16 protein-coding genes and 1 pseudogene are annotated in these 22,318 nt (G+C 69.9%); 16 read left to right on the plus strand and 1 reads right to left on the minus strand.

From position 1 onward, the window contains the following. Positions 1-24: 24 nt before the first annotated feature. Positions 25-705, plus strand: a complete 681-nt coding sequence (locus ACIQCZ_RS08950) for an ATP-dependent Clp protease proteolytic subunit (RefSeq protein WP_351078414.1) — start codon at positions 25-27, stop codon at positions 703-705. Positions 706-862: 157 nt separating this feature from the next. Then, on the plus strand, positions 863-2,161 hold the full coding sequence (gene clpX / locus ACIQCZ_RS08955; RefSeq protein ID WP_351078417.1) for an ATP-dependent Clp protease ATP-binding subunit ClpX: 1,299 nt from the start codon (positions 863-865) through the stop codon (positions 2,159-2,161). Between the two features lie 77 nt (positions 2,162-2,238). Here the strand turns inward: clpX and ACIQCZ_RS08960 are convergent, their stop codons facing one another. Continuing rightward, entirely contained in the window at positions 2,239-3,276 is a 1,038-nt protein-coding gene (locus ACIQCZ_RS08960) for a hypothetical protein (RefSeq protein WP_402281263.1), read from the minus strand. A gap of 314 nt (positions 3,277-3,590) precedes the next feature. Here ACIQCZ_RS08960 and ACIQCZ_RS08965 point away from each other — a divergent pair, with 314 nt between their 5' ends. From ACIQCZ_RS08965 to ACIQCZ_RS09030, 14 genes and pseudogenes are all read left to right on the plus strand, one after another. After that, positions 3,591-6,239, plus strand: a complete 2,649-nt coding sequence (locus tag ACIQCZ_RS08965) for a valine--tRNA ligase (RefSeq protein WP_402280854.1) — start codon at positions 3,591-3,593, stop codon at positions 6,237-6,239. A 138-nt stretch (positions 6,240-6,377) separates the two neighbouring features. Further along, a complete protein-coding gene (locus ACIQCZ_RS08970) occupies positions 6,378-7,895 on the plus strand; it encodes a bifunctional folylpolyglutamate synthase/dihydrofolate synthase (protein ID WP_402280855.1) in 1,518 nt (505 codons plus the stop codon). 5 nt (positions 7,896-7,900) lie between these two features. Further along, entirely contained in the window at positions 7,901-8,260 is a 360-nt protein-coding gene (locus ACIQCZ_RS08975) for a DUF4233 domain-containing protein (RefSeq protein WP_376277141.1), read from the plus strand. A 140-nt stretch (positions 8,261-8,400) separates the two neighbouring features. Further along, positions 8,401-8,814 (plus strand): nucleoside-diphosphate kinase, encoded by a 414-nt coding sequence (gene ndk / locus ACIQCZ_RS08980; RefSeq protein ID WP_093898216.1) that lies wholly within the window; start codon positions 8,401-8,403, stop codon positions 8,812-8,814. 290 nt (positions 8,815-9,104) lie between these two features. Next, positions 9,105-10,124, plus strand: coding sequence for a rod shape-determining protein (locus tag ACIQCZ_RS08985; RefSeq protein ID WP_402280858.1), 1,020 nt, complete (start codon positions 9,105-9,107; stop codon positions 10,122-10,124). A 119-nt stretch (positions 10,125-10,243) separates the two neighbouring features. After that, complete coding sequence (gene mreC / locus ACIQCZ_RS08990; RefSeq protein ID WP_402280860.1) at positions 10,244-11,296, plus strand: rod shape-determining protein MreC; 1,053 nt, start codon at positions 10,244-10,246, stop codon at positions 11,294-11,296. 11 nt (positions 11,297-11,307) lie between these two features. After that, the gene (mreD, locus tag ACIQCZ_RS08995) at positions 11,308-11,970 is read left to right on the plus strand and encodes a rod shape-determining protein MreD (protein WP_402280862.1); all 663 of its coding nucleotides are present in this window, start codon (positions 11,308-11,310) and stop codon (positions 11,968-11,970) included. Between the two features lie 61 nt (positions 11,971-12,031). Beyond that, positions 12,032-14,197 (plus strand): penicillin-binding protein 2, encoded by a 2,166-nt coding sequence (gene mrdA / locus ACIQCZ_RS09000; protein WP_402280864.1) that lies wholly within the window; start codon positions 12,032-12,034, stop codon positions 14,195-14,197. Then, positions 14,197-15,387 carry a rod shape-determining protein RodA gene (gene rodA, locus ACIQCZ_RS09005; RefSeq protein WP_402280867.1) on the plus strand — a complete coding sequence of 397 codons (1,191 nt, stop codon included), beginning with the start codon at positions 14,197-14,199 and terminating at the stop codon, positions 15,385-15,387. The genes mrdA and rodA overlap by 1 nt, the downstream gene beginning before the upstream one ends. Before the next feature lie 51 nt (positions 15,388-15,438). Beyond that, complete coding sequence (locus tag ACIQCZ_RS09010; RefSeq protein WP_402280869.1) at positions 15,439-16,965, plus strand: CHAD domain-containing protein; 1,527 nt, start codon at positions 15,439-15,441, stop codon at positions 16,963-16,965. A 50-nt stretch (positions 16,966-17,015) separates the two neighbouring features. Continuing rightward, positions 17,016-18,941 (plus strand): TIGR03960 family B12-binding radical SAM protein, encoded by a 1,926-nt coding sequence (locus ACIQCZ_RS09015; RefSeq protein ID WP_402280871.1) that lies wholly within the window; start codon positions 17,016-17,018, stop codon positions 18,939-18,941. An 89-nt stretch (positions 18,942-19,030) separates the two neighbouring features. Then, complete coding sequence (locus ACIQCZ_RS09020; protein ID WP_402280873.1) at positions 19,031-20,230, plus strand: hypothetical protein; 1,200 nt, start codon at positions 19,031-19,033, stop codon at positions 20,228-20,230. A gap of 122 nt (positions 20,231-20,352) precedes the next feature. After that, the gene (locus ACIQCZ_RS09025) at positions 20,353-21,135 is read left to right on the plus strand and encodes a TIGR03936 family radical SAM-associated protein (RefSeq protein WP_402280875.1); all 783 of its coding nucleotides are present in this window, start codon (positions 20,353-20,355) and stop codon (positions 21,133-21,135) included. Between the two features lie 232 nt (positions 21,136-21,367). After that, positions 21,368-22,318 (plus strand): annotated as a pseudogene (locus tag ACIQCZ_RS09030) (ribonuclease E/G); the annotation flags it as partial.

The following is a 22,318-nucleotide window of genomic DNA, read 5'->3' on the forward strand; positions in this document are numbered from 1 at the left end:
ACCCAGCCACAGAACGCCACCAGGATGGTGAACACCCACATGAACAACTTCCCCGGCGCCTCCGCGAGCGGCCTCTACACCGGCCCGCAGGTGGACAACCGTTACATCGTGCCGCGCTTCGTGGAGCGCACCTCGCAGGGCGTGCGTGAGTACGACCCCTATGCGAAGCTCTTCGAGGAGCGCGTGATCTTCCTCGGCGTGCAGATCGACGACGCCTCGGCCAACGACGTCATGGCGCAGCTGCTGTGCCTGGAGTCGATGGACCCGGACCGGGACATCTCGATCTACATCAACAGCCCCGGCGGCTCGTTCACCGCGCTCACCGCGATCTACGACACGATGCAGTTCGTGAAGCCGGACATCCAGACGGTCTGCATGGGTCAGGCGGCCTCCGCCGCGGCCGTGCTGCTCGCCGCGGGTACGCCCGGCAAGCGGATGGCGCTGCCCAACGCCCGTGTACTGATCCACCAGCCGTCCTCGCAGACCGGCCGTGAGCAGCTCTCCGACCTGGAGATCGCGGCCAACGAGATCCTGCGGATGCGTACTCAGCTGGAGGAGATGCTGGCCAAGCACTCCACCACACCGCTGGAGAAGATCCGCGACGACATCGAGCGCGACAAGATCCTGACCGCCGAGGACGCCCTCGCCTACGGTCTCGTCGACCAGATCGTGTCGACCCGCAAGCAGGCGGCCACGGCCGTCTGACGTCGGCCTTCACCCCTTGGCACGGCGGGTTCGCACCGCATCGGCGGTGTGAACCGTGCCAAGGGGGGCCCGAACGGGGGGCAAGGCAAGGTACCGTCGGATAGAGGCACCAGGAGCCGCTGAACCAGGCTGCTCCCAGGCGAAGGGGAAGCACCTCGTGGCACGCATCGGTGATGGCGGCGATCTGCTCAAGTGCTCGTTCTGCGGAAAGAGCCAGAAGCAGGTGAAGAAGCTCATCGCGGGACCCGGTGTGTACATCTGCGACGAGTGCATCGATCTCTGCAACGAGATCATCGAGGAGGAGCTCGCGGAGACCTCCGAAGTGCGGTGGGAGGAACTCCCCAAGCCGCGCGAGATCTACGAGTTCCTCGAGGGCTACGTGGTCGGGCAGGAGCCCGCCAAGAAGGCTCTCTCGGTCGCTGTGTACAACCACTACAAGCGGGTCCAGGCAGGCGAGAACGGCGGCGCGCAGGGCCGGGACGACGCCATCGAGCTGGCCAAGTCCAACATCCTGCTGCTGGGCCCCACGGGCTCCGGCAAGACGCTTCTCGCGCAGACCCTGGCCCGCATGCTCAACGTCCCGTTCGCCATCGCCGACGCGACCGCGCTGACGGAGGCCGGCTATGTCGGCGAGGACGTCGAGAACATCCTGCTGAAGCTGATCCAGGCCGCGGACTACGACGTCAAGAAGGCCGAGACCGGGATCATCTACATCGACGAGATCGACAAGGTCGCGCGCAAGAGCGAGAACCCGTCGATCACCCGCGATGTCTCCGGCGAAGGCGTCCAGCAGGCCCTGTTGAAGATCCTGGAGGGCACCACGGCCTCCGTACCGCCGCAGGGCGGCCGGAAGCACCCGCACCAGGAATTCATCCAGATCGACACGACGAACGTGCTGTTCATCGTGGGCGGTGCCTTCTCCGGTCTGGAGAAGATCATCGAGTCGCGGGCGGGCGCCAAGGGCATCGGCTTCGGCGCGACGATCCGGTCCAAGCGCGAGATCGAGGCGAGCGACCAGTTCCAGGAGGTCATGCCGGAGGACCTGGTGAAGTTCGGGATGATCCCGGAGTTCATCGGCCGGCTGCCCGTCCTCACCTCGGTCCACAACCTGGACCGTGAGGCGCTGCTGCAGATCCTCGTCGAGCCGCGCAACGCGCTGGTGAAGCAGTATCAACGACTGTTCGAACTCGACGGTGTGGAACTGGACTTCGACCGCCCGGCCCTGGAGGCCATCGCCGACCAGGCGATCCTGCGCGGCACCGGCGCGCGTGGCCTGCGGGCCATCATGGAAGAGGTCCTCCAGTCCGTGATGTACGAGGTGCCGTCCCGCAAGGACGTCGCCCGGGTGGTCATCACGGCGGACGTCGTCCGCAACAACGTGAACCCGACGCTGGTCCCGCGCGAGCCGCGGACGATCGGGAACAGCGACGGCGGGCGGCACGAGAAGTCCGCGTAGCGGCATGTGAACACAGACGGAAGGGGCGCCCGGCCGGGTGGGACCGGCGGGGCGCCCCTTGCGACGTCGTGACGCGATCAGATCTTGGTGCGGGACGTGTTGTAGAGCTTGGCGGTCAGCGCGGCCACGTCGTCCTGGGGCATGCCCTTGCCGGCCACGGACTGTGCCACGTCGATTCCGACGAGCACACCGACCGTGCTGTAGTCGGCCCATACGCAGATGGGCGCCGTGAACTCCTTGGGGCCGTTCTTGGCGGTGCCGTCGCCCTTGCTGTTGGTGATCTTCATGTCCTGACACTTCATCAGCGCCCCCTTGAATCCGGACGGAGTCACCGCCTTGGGGCTGCCGACGAGGGAGTACTCCATGCCCTCGTTGTTCTTCTTCATGCTGTTCTCGGTGTTCGTGAACGAGTTGTCGATGACGTTCGCAGGGTCGGTGACATCGCCCCAGATGCCCTGGAACGTCAGGGTCTTCACGGTGAGCGGGTTCTCCTGGGAGCCCGAGTTGTACACGGCCGCGGTCTGCTGGGGATCCTTGATTCCCAGCTTTTCGGCCTCGGCCTTGCCGCTGCCGGTCAACGGCGCCGACGGAGTGGAGCCCGCCGAGTTGCTCTTGTACTCGTCCACCGAGGCGGCCGGTGTCAGCTTGTACCCCTTGGTGGAGTCCGCCACGTCGCTGTTGCTGGCGCCCCCGCCCGACGTCAGGAAGTACACCCCGCCCGCGATGACCGCGAGCGCCACGACCGCGCCGCCGATGATCAGGCCCGTCTTCTTCTTCGGCTGCGCCGGGGGCATCGGCATCTGGCCGCCGTACTGCGGGCCGCCGTACGGGGGAGTGGGCGGCTGCTGGCCGTAGGGGCCCGGCTGCTGGGCCTGCGGGTAGCCGTAGCCCGGCTGGGGCTGCTGCGGCGGGACACCCTGGGGGGCCTGCTGCGGATACCCGTAACCGGGCTGGCCCTGCGGCGGCTGGCCGCCGTACGGGCCCGGCTGCTGGCCGTACGGGCCGGGCTGCTGGCCGTACGGGCCGGGCTGACCCTGGGGCGGCTGGCCGCCGTACGGTCCGGGCTGGCCCTGCGGAGGCTGGCCGCCGTACGGGCCCGGCTGGTTGTAGCTCATCTGCGGTGTCCCCTGTTCGGAAGCGCTCATCGGAATGCTTAGACCGACCGGCGAATGGAGGGCGGCGTCGCGGGGTCCGGCACGCACATCCGCGGCGTTGTCGTCAGTCGCCGACGCTCCGCGTCGACTCCCTCCTCCGCCTTGCAGCTGCACGCACCGGACCCCGCTCCTTCTCCCACCCTCCATTGGCCGGTCGGTCTTATGCGTTCCGAACATCCTGACGGAAGGTCCACCCACGTGGACCATTGGGAGGCACACCGTTACTCAACAATCCCGTTTCAGTGCACGACTGTGACGGCCCTAAACTGTCCCCCGTGACCGAGAACACTCAGCAGACGCCAGCCAGCAACCCCGAACTGCCGACCCAGTACGCACCGGCCGAGGTAGAGGGGAAGCTGTATGAGCGCTGGGTAGAACGTGGTTACTTCGAGGCCGACGAGCACAGCGAGAAGCCGCCGTACTCCATCGTCATCCCGCCGCCCAACGTCACCGGCAGCCTGCACCTGGGCCACGCCTTCGAGCACACGCTGATCGACGCCCTCGTCCGCCGCAAGCGCATGCAGGGCTTCGAGGCGCTGTACCAGCCCGGCATGGACCACGCCGGCATCGCCACCCAGAACGTCGTCGAGCGCGAGCTCGGCAAGGAGGGCAAGTCCCGCCACGACCTGGGCCGCGAGGCGTTCGTCGAGCGCGTCTGGAAGTGGAAGAACGAGTCCGGCGGCCAGATCTCCGGCCAGATGCGCCGGCTCGGCGAGGGCGTCGCCTGGTCCCGCGAGCGCTTCACCATGGACGAGGGGCTGTCCACCGCCGTCCAGACCGTCTTCAAGAAGATGTACGACGACGGGCTGATCTACCGCGCCGAGCGCATCATCAACTGGTGCCCGCGCTGTCTGACCGCGATCTCGGACATCGAGGTCGAGTACCAGGACGACGACGGCGAGCTCGTCTCCATGACGTACGGGGACGGCGACGACACCATCGTCGTCGCCACGACCCGCGCCGAGACGATGCTCGGTGACACCGCCGTCGCAGTCCACCCCGACGACGAGCGCTACAAGCACCTGGTCGGCAGGCAGATCAAGCTGCCGCTGACGGACCGCACGATCCCCGTCGTCGCCGACCACCACGTCGACCCGGAGTTCGGCACCGGCGCCGTGAAGGTCACGCCCGCCCACGACCCGAACGACTTCGAGATCGGCAAGCGCCACGACCTGCCGTTCCTCACGGTCATGGACGAGCGCGCCGTCATCACGGTCCCCGGCCCCTTCGAGGGCCTCGACCGCCTGGAGGCCAGGTCCGCCATCGTCGGCGCGCTGCGGGCCGAGGGCCGGATCGTCACCGAGAAGCGTCCGTACATCCACTCCGTCGGCCACTGCTCGCGCTGCAAGACCACCATCGAGCCGCGTCTGTCACTCCAGTGGTGGGTCAAGGTCGCCCCGCTCGCCAAGGCGGCCGGTGACGCCGTCCGCGACGGCAGCGTCAAGATCCACCCGCAGGAGATGGAGAAGCGCTACTTCGACTGGGTCGACAACCTCCACGACTGGACGATCTCGCGCCAGCTCTGGTGGGGCCACCGGATCCCCGTCTGGTACGGCCCGAACGGCGAGGTCGTCTGCGTCGGACCGGACGACGAGGTTCCCACGGGCGAGGGCTGGACGCAGGACAGCGATGTCCTGGACACCTGGTTCTCCTCCGGCCTCTGGCCGTTCTCCACGCTCGGCTGGCCGGAGCGGACCGACAGCCTCGCGAAGTTCTATCCGAACTCCGTCCTGGTCACCGGCTACGACATCCTCTTCTTCTGGGTCGCCCGGATGATGATGTTCGGCCTGTACGTCAACGACGGCGTCCCGCCGTTCCACACCATCGTCCTGCACGGCATGGTCCGCGACGAGTTCGGCAAGAAGATGTCGAAGTCCTTCGGCAATGTCGTCAACCCGCTCGACTGGATGGACAAGTACGGCTCCGACGCGCTGCGCTTCACCCTGGCGCGCGGCGCCAACCCGGGCGTCGACGTCCCGATCGGTGAGGACTGGGTCCAGGGCTCCCGCAACTTCGCCAACAAGATCTGGAACGCCACGCGCTTCGCGCTGATGAACGGCGCGACGGTGGAGGGCGAACTGCCGCCCGTCGACCAGCTGTCGGTGACCGACCGGTGGATCCTGTCGCGGCTCAACAAGACGGTCGCCGAAGTCGACGCGTTCTACGACGACTTCCAGTTCGCCAAGCTCAGCGAGGCGCTCTACCACTTCGCGTGGGACGAGGTCTTCGACTGGTACGTCGAGCTGTCCAAGACGACGTTCTTCGCGGGCGGCGAGCAGGCCAGGGTCTCCGGCCGGGTCCTCGGCGAGGTCCTCGACGTCATGCTGCGACTGCTCCACCCGGTGGTCCCGTTCGTCACCGAGACCCTCTGGACCACGCTGACCGGCAAGGAGTCCGTCGTCATCGCCGACTGGCCGGCCGCTGTGTCCGTTCCCGGGGCCGACGCCCCGGGCGGCTTCCGCGACGACGCCGCGGAGCGGGAGATCGCGCTCGTCCAGCAGGTCGTCACCGAGGTCCGACGGTTCCGTTCCGACCAGGGCCTGCAGCCCGGCCAGAAGGTCCCGGCCGAGCTCACCCTGACGGGCACCGCGCTGGCCCCGCACGAGGCGGCCATCCGTCAGGTGCTGCGCCTGCAGCCCGCCGAGGAGGGCTTCCACGCCACCGCGTCGCTTCCGGTCGCCGGGGCCACGGTCGCCCTCGACCTGTCCGGCACGATCGACGTCGAGGCCGAGCGCAAGCGCCTGACGAAGGACCTGGGCGCCGCCGAGAAGGAGAAGGCCCAGGCCAACGGCAAGCTCTCCAACGAGGCGTTCCTCGGCAAGGCTCCGGACAACGTGGTCGACAAGATCCGTGGCCGGCTCGCCAAGGCCGAGGCGGACATCGAGCGGATCACCAACCAGCTGGCGAACCTGCCGAAGGCCTGATCACCCACTGACGGCCAGGCCCCCGTACCCCGCTGCCGGGCGTACGGGGGCTTCGCCGTTGCGCGCACGATCGAGGCCGGGGCCCCCGCACCGCCGGGCGCCGCGCACGATGTCCGTGCCCATCCGTAGACTGGCCCCGTGAGTGAGCCCCGCCCTTCCGACCGGCACGACGACTCCGACGAGACCTTCGCGGAGATCGTCGACGAAGCGACCCAGCGCGACCCCGACCTGGCGGTGATCGAGGCCGGGAGCCGTACGCTGCGCACCCGCTCGGGGCCGCCGCAGGGCCAGGAGGTCCCGGCCCGCCCCGCCGACCCCGAGGTGGACAAGGCGCTCCGCGCGGTGGAGCAGGAGCTCGCCGGCCGCTGGGGCGAGACGAAGCTGGAGCCGTCCGTCGCGCGTATCGCCGCGCTGATGGACGTGCTCGGCGAGCCGCAGCGCGCCTACCCCTCGATCCACATCACCGGGACCAACGGCAAGACGAGCACGGCCCGCATGATCGAGGCGCTGCTCGGCGCCTTCGATCTGCGCACCGGCCGTTACACCTCGCCGCACGTCCAGTCGATCACCGAGCGGATCAGCCTGGACGGCTCGCCGATCGACCCCGAGCGCTTCATCGAGGCGTACCGGGACATCAAGCCGTACGTGGAGATGGTCGACGCCCAGCAGCCGTACCGGCTCTCCTTCTTCGAGGTGCTGACGGGCATGGCGTACGCGGCCTTCGCCGACGCGCCGGTCGATGTCGCCGTCGTCGAGGTCGGCATGGGCGGCAGCTGGGACGCGACGAACGTGATCGACTCCTCGGTCGCCGTCGTCACCCCCATCTCGCTGGACCACACCGACCGGCTCGGCGCCACGCCCGCCGAGATCGCCGGTGAGAAGTCCGGGATCATCAAGCAGGGGGCCACGGTCGTCCTGGCGCAGCAGCCGGTCGATGCCGCGCAGGTCATGCTGAAGAAGGCCGTCGAGGTCGACGCCACGGTCGCCCGCGAGGGCATGGAGTTCGGGGTCCTCTCCCGCGAGATCGCCGTCGGCGGACAGCTGCTGACGCTGCGCGGTCTCGGCGGTGAGTACGAGGAGGTCTTCCTCCCGCTGTACGGCGCCCACCAGGCGCACAACGCGGCGGTTGCGCTCTGTGCCGTGGAGGCGTTCTTCGGGATCGGTGCCGAGCAGCCCGGCGCACTCGACATCGACACGGTCCGCCGGGCCTTCGCCTCGGTGATCTCGCCCGGTCGCCTCGAAGTGGTCCGCTCCAGCCCGACCGTCGTCCTGGACGCGGCGCACAACCCGGCGGGCGCCCGCGCCACCGCCGACGGGATCTCCGAGGCATTCGGTTTCTCCCGGCTGATCGGTGTGGTCGGCGCCAGTGGTGACAAGGACGTCAAGGGGCTCCTCGAAGCCTTCGAGCCGATCTTCGCCGAGGTCGTCGTCACCCAGAACTCCAGCGGCCGCGCGATGGACGCCGACGAGCTGGCCGCCGTCGCGGTCGAGGTCTTCGGCCACGACCGCGTCCAGGTCGAACCGCGTCTCGACGACGCGCTGGAGGCGGCGATCACCCTCGCCGAGGAAGAGGACGAATACGCGGGTGCCGGAGTCCTGGTGACCGGTTCCGTGATCACGGTCGGCGAGGCCCGGCTGCTCCTGGGGAGGCACTGACCGACGTGCGTACGCTCTGTGCATCGACGCTGATCGGCGAGTTCTTCGTGATCGGCTTCGCCGGTCTCGTCGCGATGAAGTCCGACGACCTGACGAACGCCACGGTCTGGACGGTCTGCGGCATCGGCATGCTGCTCTCCGTGCTGCTCTGCGGAATGATCACCCGCCCCGGCGGGATACAGCTCGGCTGGGCGCTGCAGATCGCCCTGGTGCTGAGCGGCTTCGTCGTCCCGATGATGTTCATCCTCGGCCTGGTCTTCGGCGGCCTGTGGTGGGCCTCGGTCCACTACGGCCGCAAGGTCGACGAGGCGAAGGCCCGCTGGGCGGCCGCGCAGGAGGCGGCCGAGGCCGCGGCCGGTGGCTGATCCCGCACCCCGTGGCCTTGGACCGACCGGAAATCGGGGAGCACCCGATTGCCGGTCGGTCCAACCCGGCCGCGGAACTGTTCCCGTACCCCTGTAGCCTCGCCTCACCGCACCCGCATGCCTGCAAGGAGCCGCACACCATGACCCAGCGCACCCTCGTTCTGCTCAAGCCCGACGCCGTCCGGCGCGGACTGGTCGGCGAGATCGTCGGGCGGATCGAGCGCAAGGCCGGCTGGCGGATCACCGCGCTGGAGCTGCGTACCCTCGACCGCGCCACGCTGGAGCAGCACTACGCCGAACACGTCGGCCGCCCCTTCTACGAGCCGCTCGTCGAGTTCATGCAGTCCGGCCCGATCGTGGCACTGGTCGCCGAGGGCGAGCGGGTCATCGAGGGCATCCGTACGCTCGCCGGACCCACCGACCCGATCGCCGCCGCGCCCGGCTCCATCCGTGGTGACTTCGGCACGATCACCCGGGAGAACCTCATCCACGCCTCGGACTCCGAGGAGTCCGCGGAGCGAGAACTGAAGCTTTTCTTCCCGGGCCTTTCCTGACCTCGGATCAGCCGAACAGCGCTCATGACCTGGGGCGACCGAATTAATTCGGTCGCCCTTCGGCATAGGGTCCCGGATCGCGGGAACGCATCACCCCGACGTAACGTCACCATGAGTGGAACGGCCACCCGTTCCGCCCACAAAGGCGAAGGACCCTCGCGCGGTGTCCGTGCATACGGCACTACGATGGAATCTTCCACGCCCGCAGCGCCCACCTCGCCGACCAGAACAAGCCATCATCGCTTGTCCGGAAGGCCCGACGCATCCTCATGGGGAACAAGGGGAACTCAATGTCGTTCATCGGCCGTGACATGGCTATCGACCTCGGGACTGCCAACACGCTGGTGTACGTCAGGGGGCGCGGCATCGTTCTCAACGAGCCGTCCGTCGTGGCCATCAACACCAACACCGGCGGCATTCTCGCGGTCGGCTCCGAGGCCAAGAAGATGATCGGCCGTACGCCGGGCAACATCGTTGCCGTGCGGCCACTGAAGGACGGCGTGATCGCCGACTTCGAGATCACCGAGCGGATGCTCCGCTACTTCATCCTGAAGATCCACAAGCGCCGCTACCTGGCCCGCCCGCGGGTCGTCGTCTGTGTGCCCTCCGGCATCACCGGGGTCGAGCGACGCGCCGTCATCGAGGCGTCGACGCAGGCCGGCGCGCGCCAGGTGCACATCATCGAGGAGCCCATGGCGGCGGCCATCGGTTCCGGGCTGCCGGTCCACGAGGCCACCGGCAACATGGTCGTCGACATCGGTGGCGGCACCACCGAGGTCGCGGTCATCTCGCTCGGCGGAATCGTCACTGCCCAGTCGATCCGGGTCGCCGGTGACGAGCTGGACAACGCGATCATCCAGCACGTCAAGAAGGAGTACTCGCTCCTCCTCGGTGAGCGCACCGCCGAACAGATCAAGATCACGATCGGTTCGGCGTACGACATGGACAAGGACGAGCACACCGAGATCCGCGGCCGGGACCTGGTCTCCGGGCTGCCCAAGACCGTGGTCATCTCGGCCGGCGAGGTCCGCAAGGCCATCGAGGAACCGGTCAACGCGATCGTCGACGCGGTGAAGACCACGCTCGACAAGTGCCCGCCGGAGCTCTCCGGCGACGTCATGGACCGCGGCATCGTCCTCACCGGCGGCGGCGCGCTGCTGCGCGGACTGGACGAGCGGCTGCGCCGTGAGACCGGCATGCCGATCCATATCGCCGAGGACCCGCTGGACTCGGTGGCGCTCGGGTCGGGCAAGTGCGTCGAGGAGTTCGAGGCACTCCAGCAGGTACTGGACGCCCAGCCCCGCCGGTAGCGGGCACGGGCCGGCCCGCAGAACACATCGGTCTGCTGTACGGACCACTGCGGCTCCGTACCCCGGATCGTTGATATACAGGCACGAACATTCCGACGAGGAAGGCACGGCCGCCGCACGTGAGGGACACACGAGAGAGCCGGCTGCTCCTGGTGCTGCTGATCGCCATCGCATTCGCACTGATCACGGTGGACATCCGCGGCGGCGAGGAGTCACCGGTGGACGGCGCCCGGCGGGCCGCCGCCACGGTCTTCGGACCGGTCGAGAACGGCGTCGCGGCGGCCGTCGACCCGGTGGGCAACGCCATAGGAGCGGTACGCGACTCCGGCACCCGGCACAACCGGATCGCTGAACTGGAGCAGCAGAACACCGCGCTCAGGACGAGGCTCGGCAGCGACGACCAGAACCGCAACCGGGTGCGTGAACTGGACCGGATGCTGAAGAAGTCGGCCGCCGGACAGTACGGCATCAAGGGCGCCGAGGTCATCGCCATAGGAGCCGCCCAGGGCTTCTCCTGGACGGTCACCATCGACGCGGGCTCCAACGACGGCATCAAGCGCGACATGACCGTCATCAACGGCGACGGGCTCGTCGGCCGGGTCACCACCGTCGGCCCGGACACCGCCACGGTGCTCCTCGCCAACGACCCCGACTTCACCGTCGGCACCCGTATGGAGAAGACCGACGAACTGGGCTTCGCCACCGGCCAGGGCTCCCGGCCGCTGTCCGTCCAGTTCCTCAACGGCAAGGCCAAGGTGAAGAAGGGCGACCGTCTGGTCACCTTCGGCTCCAGCAAGGACAAGCCGTTCGTGCCCGGCGTCCCGGTCGGCGAGGTCGTCCGCGTCGACCCGTCGGGCGGCGGCCTGACCCGTACCGTCTACGTCCGCCCGTACGTCGGGTTCACCAAGCTCGACATCGTCGGCGTCGTCGTCCAGGCCCCGCGCGAGGACCCCCGCGACATGGTCCTGCCGAAGGCACCGGCCAAGCCCGCCAAGCCGAAGCCCACCCCGACCGTCACCGTGACCATCTCGCCCAACGGAGACATCGTCGACACCAACGGCAACGTCGTCGGGAACATCCACGAGAGTCCGGACCCCAGCGGAAGCCCGAACCCGAGCGGCAGTCCGGGCGCCACACCGAACGCCGGCACCGCGGTCAACGAGCAGAGGTAGAGCTGATTCCCATGCGTCTGAACCGGATTCTGCTCTCCGTCGTGCTGGTCGTGGTCGCCCTGGTCGTCCAGGTCTCGGTCCTCGCCCGGCTCCAACTCCCCGGCGCCGTACCCGACCTGCTGCTCCTCGTCGTCCTCGCCCTCGCGTTCGTGTACGGGCATGTCAGCGGCGCACTCATCGGCTTCGGCGCGGGACTGCTCGCCGACCTGGCGCCGCCGGCCGATCACGCCGCCGGGCGCTACGCCTTGGTGCTCTGTGTCATCGGCTACCTCGCCGGGCTCGTCAAGCCGGAGACCGGGCAGCTCAAGTCGGCGTTCGTCCCGATGGTCGCGGTCGTGGCCGCGGCGATCGGATCGACCCTGCTGTACGCGCTCGTCGGCGCGCTCGTCGGGGACACGGCGGCCCGTCATGTCGGGCTCGGCAGCCTGCTGTTCACCGCCGCCGTCTACGACCTGCTCCTCGCGCCGTTCGTCGTGCCCCTGGTCATGGCGGTCGCCAGACGCACGGTGAACGACCCGCTCGCCGAATCGTCCGGTGGCGGCGACGTCGCCGCGGGCTGGCTGTCCGCCGGCACCGGACTGCGGATCGGCGGCCAGCGCGGCGGACTGCGCGTCAAGGTCGCCCGCAACCGGGCCGCACGCGCCGGACGGATCAAGGGAGTCAAGCGACTGTGAGGCCGCACCACCGGGAGGACATCCCCCGGACCTCCGGCCCGACCACCACCGGGGGCGCCCTGTGAGCAACATCCCCGAGACCGGCCGGACCCAACGGGTCCAGATCCGTCTCGTCGTCATCCAGGTCCTCGTCTTCTCCTTGCTGCTCACGCTCGGCGGGCGCCTGTGGTACCTCCAGATCCGCAACGGCCGGGAGTACAGCGACGAGGCGAGGAACAACCACGTCCAGCAGGTCGTCCAGCCCGCCGTCCGCGGATCCATCCTCGACGCGCGCGGCGTACCCCTCGCCGACAACGAGACGCGCCTGGTCGTCTCCGCCAGCCGCACCGAGCTGCTGAAGATGAAGGACGACGGCAAGGGCGTCCTGACCCGGCTCGCCGACGTCCTCGGCATGGAGCCCAAGGAGGTCCTCGACAAGGTCCGGCTCTGCGACGCGAAGACGCCGCAGCCCTGCTGGAACGGTTCGCCGTACCAGCCGATCCCGGTCACCGACGAGGCCACCACCCAGCAGGCCCTCCAGATCCGCGAACGTGCCGAGGACTTCCCCGGCATCACCGCCGAGCCCACCGCCGTACGCCGCTACGCCGCGCCCGGCAAGGCCAACACCGCCCAGGTCCTCGGCTACCTCTCGCCCGTCACCGACGAAGAGATCACCAAGGCCCAGGACACCGAATCGCCGTACCTGCGCTCCGACCAGGTCGGCCGCTCCGGGCTGGAGCGCACCTACGACAAGGAACTGCGCGGCAAGGCCGGTGTCACCCGCTACGAGGTCGACAACCTCGGCCGGGTCATCGGCGAGGCGAAGAACGACGAGGCGGAGCCCGGATCCAGCGTCGTCACCTCCATCGACGCGAGGGTCCAGGCCGTCGCCGAGTACGAGCTCAACGAGGCGATGAAGACGGCCCGCCAGTCGTTCGACAAGAACACCGGTGAGAACTACAAGGCCGACTCCGGCGCCGTCGTCGTCATGGAGGCGAAGACGGGCCGGGTCGTCGCGATGGCGTCCCTGCCGAACTACGACCCCAATGCCTGGGTCGGCGGCATCTCCGCCAAGGACTACGCCAAGCTCACCGGCAAGAAGTCCAACTTCCCGCTGCTGAACCGGGCCATCCAGGGCCAGGCCGCCCCCGGCTCGATCTTCAAGGTCATCTCCTCGACCGCGGCGGTCAACGCCGGCTACCCGTTCGACGGCCACTACCCCTGCCCCAGCTCGTACAACGTCGGCGGGCAGACCTTCAAGAACTTCGAGTCCCAGGGCTACGGGGACATCACGATCGGCCGGGCCCTCGAAGTCTCCTGCGACACCGTCTACTACGGCATCGCGCACAAGGAGTGGCTGAAGGACGGCGGCATGAACCCGAAGAAGCACGCCAAGGACTGGTTCTACAAGACCGCCCACCAGTTCGGCCTCGGCAAGGAGACCGGCATCGACCTCCCCAACGAGGTCAGCGGCCGCGTCCCCGACCGCAAGTGGAAGCAGGACTTCTACAAGGCGAACAAGGACGCCTGGTGCAAGCAGGGCAAGAAGGACGGCTCGTACGTCGAGAAGATCGCGTACGAGAACTGCCTCGAAGGCGACAAGATGCGCGCCGGTGACTCCGTCAACTACTCCATCGGCCAGGGCGACACCCTCGTCACCCCGATCCAGATGGCCACCATCTACGCCGCGATCTCCAACGGCGGCACCCTCTACAACCCCACCGTCGGCAAGGCGATCGTCAGCGGCGACGGCAAGAGCGTCAAGGAGATCGCGCCCAAGTCGCACGGCAAGCTGCCGTTCTCCCGCAAGACCCGCAACGAGATCGACGGCGCCCTCGCGGGAGTTGCGACCCGCGGTTCGGCGGCCTGGCGGTTCGGCGGCTGGCCGCAGGACAAGATCCCGATGCACGCCAAGACGGGTACGGCGGAGGTCTACGGCAAGCAGACGACCTCCTGGTTCGCCACGTACACCAAGGACTACTCGATCGTCATGACGATCTCTCAGGGCGGTACGGGTTCCGGCGCGTCCGGGCCCGCCGTGCGCAACATCTACGACGCCCTCTACGGTCTCGACGACTCCGGCAAGCAGGATCTGAAGAAGGCGCTGCTGCCCACCCCGCAGAAGTCCCTGCCGAAGATCCAGCGGGACGGCTCGATCGACGCCCCGGAGATCAAGCCGTACGACCCGAACTCGCAGAAGACCCCGGAGGAGCAGACCCTCGCGGCGGTCCTGGGGAGGCGCGACTGATGGCAGGCTTCTCCGTCTCGCGGTACGCCCCCGAGCGCTCCGCCTGGGGCAAACTCGTCGCCCGCGACTCCGTCGTGCGCAGACTCGACTGGCCGCTGCTCGGGTCCGCGATCGCGCTCTCGTTCATCGGCTCGCTGCTGGTCTACTCCGCGACCCGGGGCCGTGACTCGCTCACCCACGGCGACCCGTACTACTTCCTCTTCCGGCACGTACTCAACTCCGGCATCGGCTTCGCCCTGATGATCGGCACGATCTGGCTCGGCCACCGCACCCTGCGCGGCGCCGTCCCGATCCTCTACGGCCTCTCGGTGATCCTCGTACTGGCGGTCCTCACCCCGCTCGGCGCCACCGTCAACGGGGCGCACGCCTGGATCATCATCGGCGGCGGCTTCTCGCTCCAGCCGTCCGAGTTCACCAAGATCACCATCATCCTGATCATGGCGATGCTGCTCGCCGAGCGCGTCGACGCGGGTGACCAGCTCCACCCCGACCACCGGACCGTCGCCAAGGCGCTGGGCCTGGCGGCCGTGCCGATGGCCGTCGTCATGGGGATGCCGGACCTCGGCTCCGTGATGGTCATGGTCGTCATCGTGCTCGGTGTGCTCCTCGCCTCCGGCGCTTCGAACCGATGGATCCTCGGCCTGCTCGGTGCGGGCGTGGCGGGCGCCGTGGCCGTCTGGCAGCTCGGTCTGCTCGACGAATACCAGATCGCCCGCTTCGCCGCCTTCGCCAACCCCGCGCTCGATCCGGCGGGCGTCGGCTACAACACCAACCAGGCCCGCATCGCGATCGGCTCCGGCGGCCTCACCGGAACGGGCCTCTTCCAGGGCACCCAGACCACCGGCCAGTTCGTCCCCGAGCAGCAGACCGACTTCGTCTTCACCGTCGCGGGCGAGGAACTCGGCTTCCTCGGTGCCGGGCTGATCCTCGTCCTGCTCGGCGTCGTCCTGTGGCGCGCCTGCCGGATCGCCCGCGAGACGACCGAGCTGTACGGCACGATCGTCGCCGCCGGAATCATCGCCTGGTTCGCCTTCCAGTCCTTCGAGAACATCGGGATGACGCTCGGCATCATGCCGGTCGCCGGGCTTCCGCTGCCGTTCGTGTCGTACGGAGGGTCCTCGATGTTCGCCGTCTGGGTGGCCGTCGGACTGCTCCAGTCGATCAGGGTGCAACGGCCGATAAGCGCCTGAGCCGGTGCGGGAGCACTGCCCATCCTCGGACAACACGTCTAGATTCGGTTCATGGCGGACTCGAAGCGTGAGATCGAGCGGAAGTACGAAGCCACCGCTCAGACCCGGCTCCCGGATCTGAGCCGGGTGGCCGGGGTCTCGGCCGTCGTCCACCGGGGCGTCAGCGAACTGGACGCCGTCTACCACGACACCGAGGACCTGCGGCTGGCCGCCGGCTCCCTCACCCTGCGCCGCCGCACCGGGGGGAGCGACGCCGGCTGGCACCTCAAGTTCCCCGTCGCCTCCGGTATCCGGGACGAACTCCAGGAACCGCTCTCCGACACCCTGCCGCGCTCCTTCGCCGGTCTGCTCCGGTCCCGGCTCCGGGGGAGCGAGCTCGTCCCCGTCGTCCGGCTGCGCACCGCCCGCGACGTCCACCACCTGGTCGACGCCGAAGGCGAGATGCTCGCCGAGGTCGCCGTCGACACCGTGCGGGCCGAACGGCTGACGGGCGGCGACGGCACGGCCGCCTGGACCGAGATCGAGGTGGAGCTCGCCGAGAACGGCGACCCCGCCCTCCTGGACGCCGTCGAACGACGGCTGCGCAAAGCCGGTGTCCGCCCGTCCGTACTGCCGTCCAAGCTGGCCAGGGCGCTCGCCGAGACCGCGCCGGAGCGGAACCGGAAGAAGGGGACCGGCGGGACCACCGCACGGCGCACCGCGGGCGACCACGTCCTCGCGTACATCCGCCGGCAGGCCGAGGCGATCGTCGCCCTCGACCCCGCCGTACGCCGTGACCTCCCCGACTCCGTGCATCAGATGCGGGTCGCCACCCGCCGGCTCCGCAGCGCGCTGCGGACGTACCGCAGGATCCTCGACCGGAGCGTCACCGACCCGGTCGGCGACGAGCTGAAGTGGCTGGCCGCCGAACTGGGCATCGACCGCGACCAGGAGGTTCTCGACGCCCGTCTGCTCGCCCGCCTCGCCGCTCTGCCCCGCACCCTGGTCCTCGGGCCCGTCCACAGCCGGCTCCGGATCTGGTCGGCGGCCCGCCGGGGCGGCTCCCGGCACCGCACCGTCGCCGTCCTCGACGGAAAGCGGTACCTGGCCCTCCTGGAGTGCCTCGACACCCTGCTCGCCGCCCCGCCGCTGCTGCCCGACGCGTCCCGCGCGCCCGAGCGGGCACTGCCCCGCGCCGTGCTGAAGGAGTACGCACGCCTGGCGGCCCGCGTCGGCCGCGCCCTGGAGCTCCCTCCCGGTCACGACCGCGATCTCGCCCTGCACGACGCCCGCAAGGCCGCCAAGCGCGCCCGTTACGCGGCGGAGGCGGCCCGGCCCGCGCTAGGGAAGCCCGCCGAGCGGTTCGCCGCACGGATGAAGGCCGTGCAGACCCTCCTCGGCGACCACCAGGACAGCGTGGTGGCCCGCGACGCCCTGCGCACCCTGGCCGCCCAGGCACACGCGGCGGGGGAGTCCGCGTTCACCTGGGGACTGCTGTACGGGCGCGAGGAGGCGGCGGCCTCCGCCGGTGAGCGGGAGCTGCCGGGGGTCTGGCGGCGGGCGTCCCGGCCGCGGGTGCGGGCGGCGCTGGAAGGCTGAACGCCGGGGTACGCTGGATGGTCACCCTTGCCGGCTCTCGAAAGTTCGCGATGTCTGTCGATTCGGTCTTCCCACAGCTCGAAGCTCTGCTCCCGCATGTGCAGAAGCCCATCCAGTACGTCGGCGGTGAGCTGAACTCCACCGTCAAGCCGTGGGACGAATGCGATGTCCGCTGGGCGCTGATGTACCCCGACGCGTACGAGGTCGGACTGCCCAACCAGGGCGTCATGATCCTCTACGAGGTGCTCAACGAGCGCCAGGGCGTCCTCGCCGAGCGCACCTACAGCGTGTGGCCGGACCTCGAAGAGCTGATGCGCGAGCACCGGGTCCCGCAGTTCACCGTGGACAGCCACCGCCCGGTCAAGGCGTTCGACGTCTTCGGACTGAGCTTCTCCACCGAGCTCGGCTACACCAACATGCTCACCGCTCTGGATCTCGCGGGCATTCCGCTGGAGGCCCGGGACCGCACCGTCGACGACCCGATCGTGCTGGCCGGCGGCCACGCGGCGTTCAACCCCGAGCCCATCGCGGAGTTCATCGACTGCGCGGTCATCGGCGACGGCGAGCAGGCCGTCCTGGAGATCACCGAGATCATCCGCGCCTGGAAGGCCGAGGGCCGGCCCGGCGGCCGTGAGGAACTGCTCCTCCGCCTCGCGAAGACCGGCGGCGTCTACGTCCCGGGCTTCTACGACGTCGAGTACCTCCCGGACGGTCGCATCGGCCGTGTCGTGCCCAACAGGTCGGGCGTGCCGTGGCGGGTGTCCAAGCACACGGTGATGGACCTCGACGAGTGGCCGTACCCGAAGCAGCCCCTCGTGCCCCTCGCCGAGACCGTCCACGAGCGGATGTCCGTCGAGATCTTCCGCGGCTGCACCCGCGGCTGCCGTTTCTGCCAGGCCGGCATGATCACGCGCCCCGTGCGGGAGCGAAGCATCACCGGCATCGGCGAGATGGTCGAGAAGGGTCTCAAGGCGACCGGCTTCGAGGAGGTCGGCCTGCTCTCGCTCTCCTCCGCGGACCACACCGAGATCGGCGAGATCGCCAAGGGCCTCGCCGACCGGTACACCGAGGACAAGATCGGCCTCTCGCTGCCCTCCACCCGCGTCGACGCGTTCAACGTGGACCTGGCCAACGAGCTGACCCGCAACGGCCGTCGCTCCGGTCTCACCTTCGCCCCCGAGGGCGGCTCCGAGCGCATGCGCAAGGTCATCAACAAGATGGTCTCGGAAGAGGACCTCATCCGTACCGTCGCGACCGCGTACGGCAACGGATGGCGCCAGGTGAAGCTGTACTTCATGTGCGGTCTGCCCACCGAGACCGACGAGGACGTCCTCCAGATCGGTGACATGGCGGTCAACGTGATCGCCAAGGGCCGTGAGGTCTCCGGCCAGAACGACATCCGCTGCACCGTCTCCATCGGCGGCTTCGTGCCCAAGCCGCACACGCCGTTCCAGTGGGCCCCGCAGCTCAGCGCCGAGGAGACCGACGCGCGGCTGGCCAAGCTCCGCGACAAGATCCGCGGCGACAAGAAGTACGGCCGTTCCATCGGCTTCCGCTACCACGACGGCAAGCCCGGCATCGTCGAGGGCCTGCTCTCGCGAGGCGACCGCCGTGTCGGTTCCGTCATCCGGGCGGTCTACGAGTCCGGCGGCCGCTTCGACGGCTGGCGCGAGCACTTCAGCTACGACCGCTGGATGACCGCCGCCGAGAAGACGCTGCCCGAGTACGGCGTGGACGTCGACTGGTACACCACCCGCGAGCGGACCTACGAGGAGGTCCTGCCCTGGGACCACCTGGACTCCGGCCTCGACAAGGACTGGCTCTGGGAGGACTGGCAGGACTCGCTCGACGAGACCGAGGTCGAGGACTGCCGCTGGACCCCGTGCTTCGACTGCGGCGTCTGCCCGCAGATGGACACCAGCATCCAGATCGGCCCGACCGGCAAGAAGCTGTTGCCGTTGTCGGTCGTGAAGTAGCCGCCTCGGGTGAGTCCGTCCGGGTGACAGCTCGGTGACGAAGGCCCGGACCGGGAAACCCCGGTCCGGGCCTTCGCGTCGTGTACGGCATGGAGTACGGCAAGCATCAGGCCCCCGCGCGGTACGAAGCCGGAGAGGGCTGCCTGACCACCCTGATCAGGATCCCGGTACGGATCGTGGTGCTGGTGATCGTCCTGCCGGTGCGATTGGTCTGGGACGCCCTGGTGACGGGCGCCCGCGCCGCCGACCGCGTTCTGCTGCGCCCCCTGGGCCGTGCCCTGGCCCGGCTGTTCCGGACCGCGGTGCTGATCCCCGCGGCGTGGCTGTACGAGACGGTGCTCACCCCGCTGGGCCGTGCGCTGCTGTGGCTGGCCGCGGCGGTCCTCGTCCGGCCGTGGGTCGCGCTCTGGCGGCATGCGCTGGTGCCGGCGGTGCGCTACGGGCTCGTGGTGCCGGTGGTGTGGCTGTACGGGGCGGTGCTCACCCCGATCGGCCACGGGCTGCGCCGGCTGTACCGGGAGCTGCTCGTCCCGGCCGGGCGGGGGATCGGCGTCGCGGTCGGCCGGGTGCTCACCGCCGTGCTGGTCCGGCCGGCCGTCGGCCTGTGGAGGCACGTCCTGACGCCCCTGGCGCTCGCCGCCTCATGGCTGGTGGAACACCTGCTCGTACGGCCGTCGGTCTGGACGTACCGGCACCTGCTCACGCTGCTCGGCCACGGGATCAGCCGGCTGCTCGAAGGGACGGCGCGCGCGATCGCGGCGGTGGGGAGCGGACTGTGGACGGCGACGGTGTGGCTGGTTTCGACGCTGATCGTCGCACCGATCGGATGGCTGTACCGGAGGGTTCTCGCCCCGGTCGGCAGGGAGGTCGCCGCCGCGTTCGGTGTCGCCTGGCGCATCGCGGGATTCATCTCGCGGGCCGTCGGCAGAGCCGTCGCCTGGCTGGCGTGGCACCTCGTGGGGGCGCCGGTGGCCTGGGTCTGGCGCACGGTGTGCACGCCGGTGGGACATTTCGTGCGTGACGCCGTCTGGGCTCCCGCCAGGCGGGCCGCGGTCGGGACGGGACGTGCGGTCCGGGCGGCGCTGCGCTCGGCACGCGAGACGGTGGCCCAGGCGCGCCGTGACGCCTGGCGGGCACTGGTCGGCGGGCCGGGGGCGCCCGAGCCCCGGGAACCGGGAAGCCCCCTTGCGCGTACTCTGGGTGTTACGCAACAACCAACGACTGTGCCCTGCGCGGCGCCCGAACCAGAGATCTCCTCGCTCGGAGAGAAGAACGCCGAGCGGGGGTGAGCCGGACCGGACACCCCGGGCCACCCGCATTTCGAGGGCGGCGTGCCACCGCGCCCGCCCCGCACCGAGGAGAAGAACCACTGGGCAAGCGACAGCCCGAAGGCCCGCCGCCCGCACCGGCGGTGCAGCGCATCCGACTGCGCTACACCAAGCGCGGCCGCCTCCGGTTCACCAGCCACCGTGACTTCCAGCGTGCCTTCGAGCGGGCACTGCGCCGCTCCGAGGTGCCGATGGCCTACTCGGCCGGCTTCACCCCGCACCCGAAGGTGTCGTACGCCAACGCCGCCCCCACCGGCACGGGCAGCGAGGCCGAGTTCCTGGAGATCGCCCTCACCGAGGCCCGGGATCCGGGTGTCCTGCGCGAGCTGCTCAACGACTCGCTGCCGGACGGCCTCGACATCACCGACGCCGTCGAGGCCCGCACCTCAGGTCTCGCCGAGCGGCTGACCGCCTCCGTCTGGGAGCTGCGTCTCGACGGAGTCACCGCCGAGGAGGCCGTCAAGGCCGTGGCCGCCTTCAACGGGGCCGAGACCGTCGAGGTCCAGCGCCGTGCGAAGAACGGCATGCGCACCTTCGACGCCCGTGCCGCCGTGGTCGACCTGCAGGCCCTTGATCCACAGGCTGATAGGCCCGAGGACAAGCCCTGTGCGATACTGCGGCTGGTTGTTCGGCACGTGACACCTGCCGTGCGACCTGACGACGTCCTGTCCGGTCTCCGCGTTGTGGCCGACCTGGCGCCGCCGGTCCCCGCAGCGGTGACCAGGCTGGCGCAGGGGCTCTTCGACGAGGAGTCCGGCACGGTGACCGACCCGCTCGCGCCCGACCGCGAGGCAGCCCCGGCCGCTCCACCCACGGCCGTCGGGACCGCCGTCGCGACGGCGCCGGAAGGTGCAGGTTCCGCGTAAGGCGGTCGTTGCAGCGCAGCCCTCCGACTCGGGAGCCACCTGGGCCGGGCCGCGCGATGACCCATAAGACTTTCGCCAGGCCGTACGCACGGAGCGTACGGAACCGGCGAGCCAGACATTGAGCTCCCGTGCGGCGCCCGCGCCCCGGACGGCGGTCCCGCGTACATCACGCGGACCGTGCCGGACCGGAATCAGACGCGGCGCCCGGGAGCCTGACGGGAGAACCGCCCGCATGCCCCAGTCCAACGAACCCGGTACGACCGGGAACGGTGAAGAGAACAACGCACCCGGCGACAAGCTGCCGCCGCGCCGCAGGCGTCGTGCCGCGTCCCGCCCGGCCGGTCCGCCGGTGGCGGATGCCCAGGGTGCTGCCGCGCCGGCCATACCGGCCGTTGACGCCGCAGTGTCCGACAGCACCGTTGCCGAAGCCGGCAGTGCCCCGGAGGCGGAGGCCGCGCCGCCCGCGCGCACCCGTCGCCGTGCGGTCCGCAAGGCGACCGCTCCGGCGGGTGCGCCGAAGGCCGCCGAGGCCGTGGAGATCGTGGAGCCCGCCGCCGAGACCGTAGCCGCCGCCGAGGCGGAGGCCGAGGTCGTGGAGGCGCCGCCTGCGCGTACGCGTCGTCGTGCGGTGCGTAAGGCGACCGCTCCGGCGGGTGCGCCGAAGGCCGCTGAGGCCGTGGAGATCGTGGAGCCCGTGGCCGAGGTCGAGGCCGAGGTCGTGGAGGCGCCGCCTGCGCGTACGCGTCGTCGTGCGGTGCGCAAGGCGACCGCTCCGGCGGGTGCGCCGAAGGCCGCTGAGGCCGTGGAGATCGTGGAGCCCGAGGTCGAGGCCGAGGTCGTGGAGGCGCCGCCTGCGCGTACGCGTCGTCGTGCGGTGCGCAAGGCGACCGCCCCGGCCGGTGCGCCGAAGGCCGCCGAGCCCGTCGAGATCGTCGAGGAAGCCACGACCGTGGTCGAGCCCGAGCCGGCGGTGGCCGCCGAGCCCGAGCCCGCCGCGCCGCGCGGTCGTACCCGGCGCAAGGCGACCGCTCCGGCGGGTGCGCCGAAGGCCGCCGAGGCCGTGGAGATCGTGGAGCCCGCCGCCGTGGCCGAGGTCGAGGCCGAGGTCGTGGAGGCGCCGCCTGCGCGTACGCGTCGTCGTGCGGTGCGCAAGGCGACCGCCCCGGCCGGTGCGCCGAAGGCC

Origin of the sequence: Streptomyces sp. NPDC093149, assembly GCF_044754145.1 — a bacterium.
GTDB lineage: Bacteria > Actinomycetota > Actinomycetes > Streptomycetales > Streptomycetaceae > Streptomyces.

Excerpts from the sequence above, each read along its gene's own strand:
- ACIQCZ_RS08950 (WP_351078414.1), top strand. The coding sequence starts at position 25 with ATGGTGAACACCCACATGAACAACTTCCCCGGCGCCTCCGCGAGCGGC.
- ACIQCZ_RS08960 (WP_402281263.1), bottom strand. The coding sequence starts at position 3,276 with ATGAGCTACAACCAGCCGGGCCCGTACGGCGGCCAGCCTCCGCAGGGC.
- ndk (WP_093898216.1), top strand. The coding sequence starts at position 8,401 with ATGACCCAGCGCACCCTCGTTCTGCTCAAGCCCGACGCCGTCCGGCGC.
- ACIQCZ_RS08985 (WP_402280858.1), top strand. The coding sequence starts at position 9,105 with ATGTCGTTCATCGGCCGTGACATGGCTATCGACCTCGGGACTGCCAAC.
- mreD (WP_402280862.1), top strand. The coding sequence starts at position 11,308 with ATGCGTCTGAACCGGATTCTGCTCTCCGTCGTGCTGGTCGTGGTCGCC.
- rodA (WP_402280867.1), top strand. The coding sequence starts at position 14,197 with ATGGCAGGCTTCTCCGTCTCGCGGTACGCCCCCGAGCGCTCCGCCTGG.
- ACIQCZ_RS09010 (WP_402280869.1), top strand. The coding sequence starts at position 15,439 with ATGGCGGACTCGAAGCGTGAGATCGAGCGGAAGTACGAAGCCACCGCT.
- ACIQCZ_RS09015 (WP_402280871.1), top strand. The coding sequence starts at position 17,016 with ATGTCTGTCGATTCGGTCTTCCCACAGCTCGAAGCTCTGCTCCCGCAT.
- ACIQCZ_RS09020 (WP_402280873.1), top strand. The coding sequence starts at position 19,031 with ATGGAGTACGGCAAGCATCAGGCCCCCGCGCGGTACGAAGCCGGAGAG.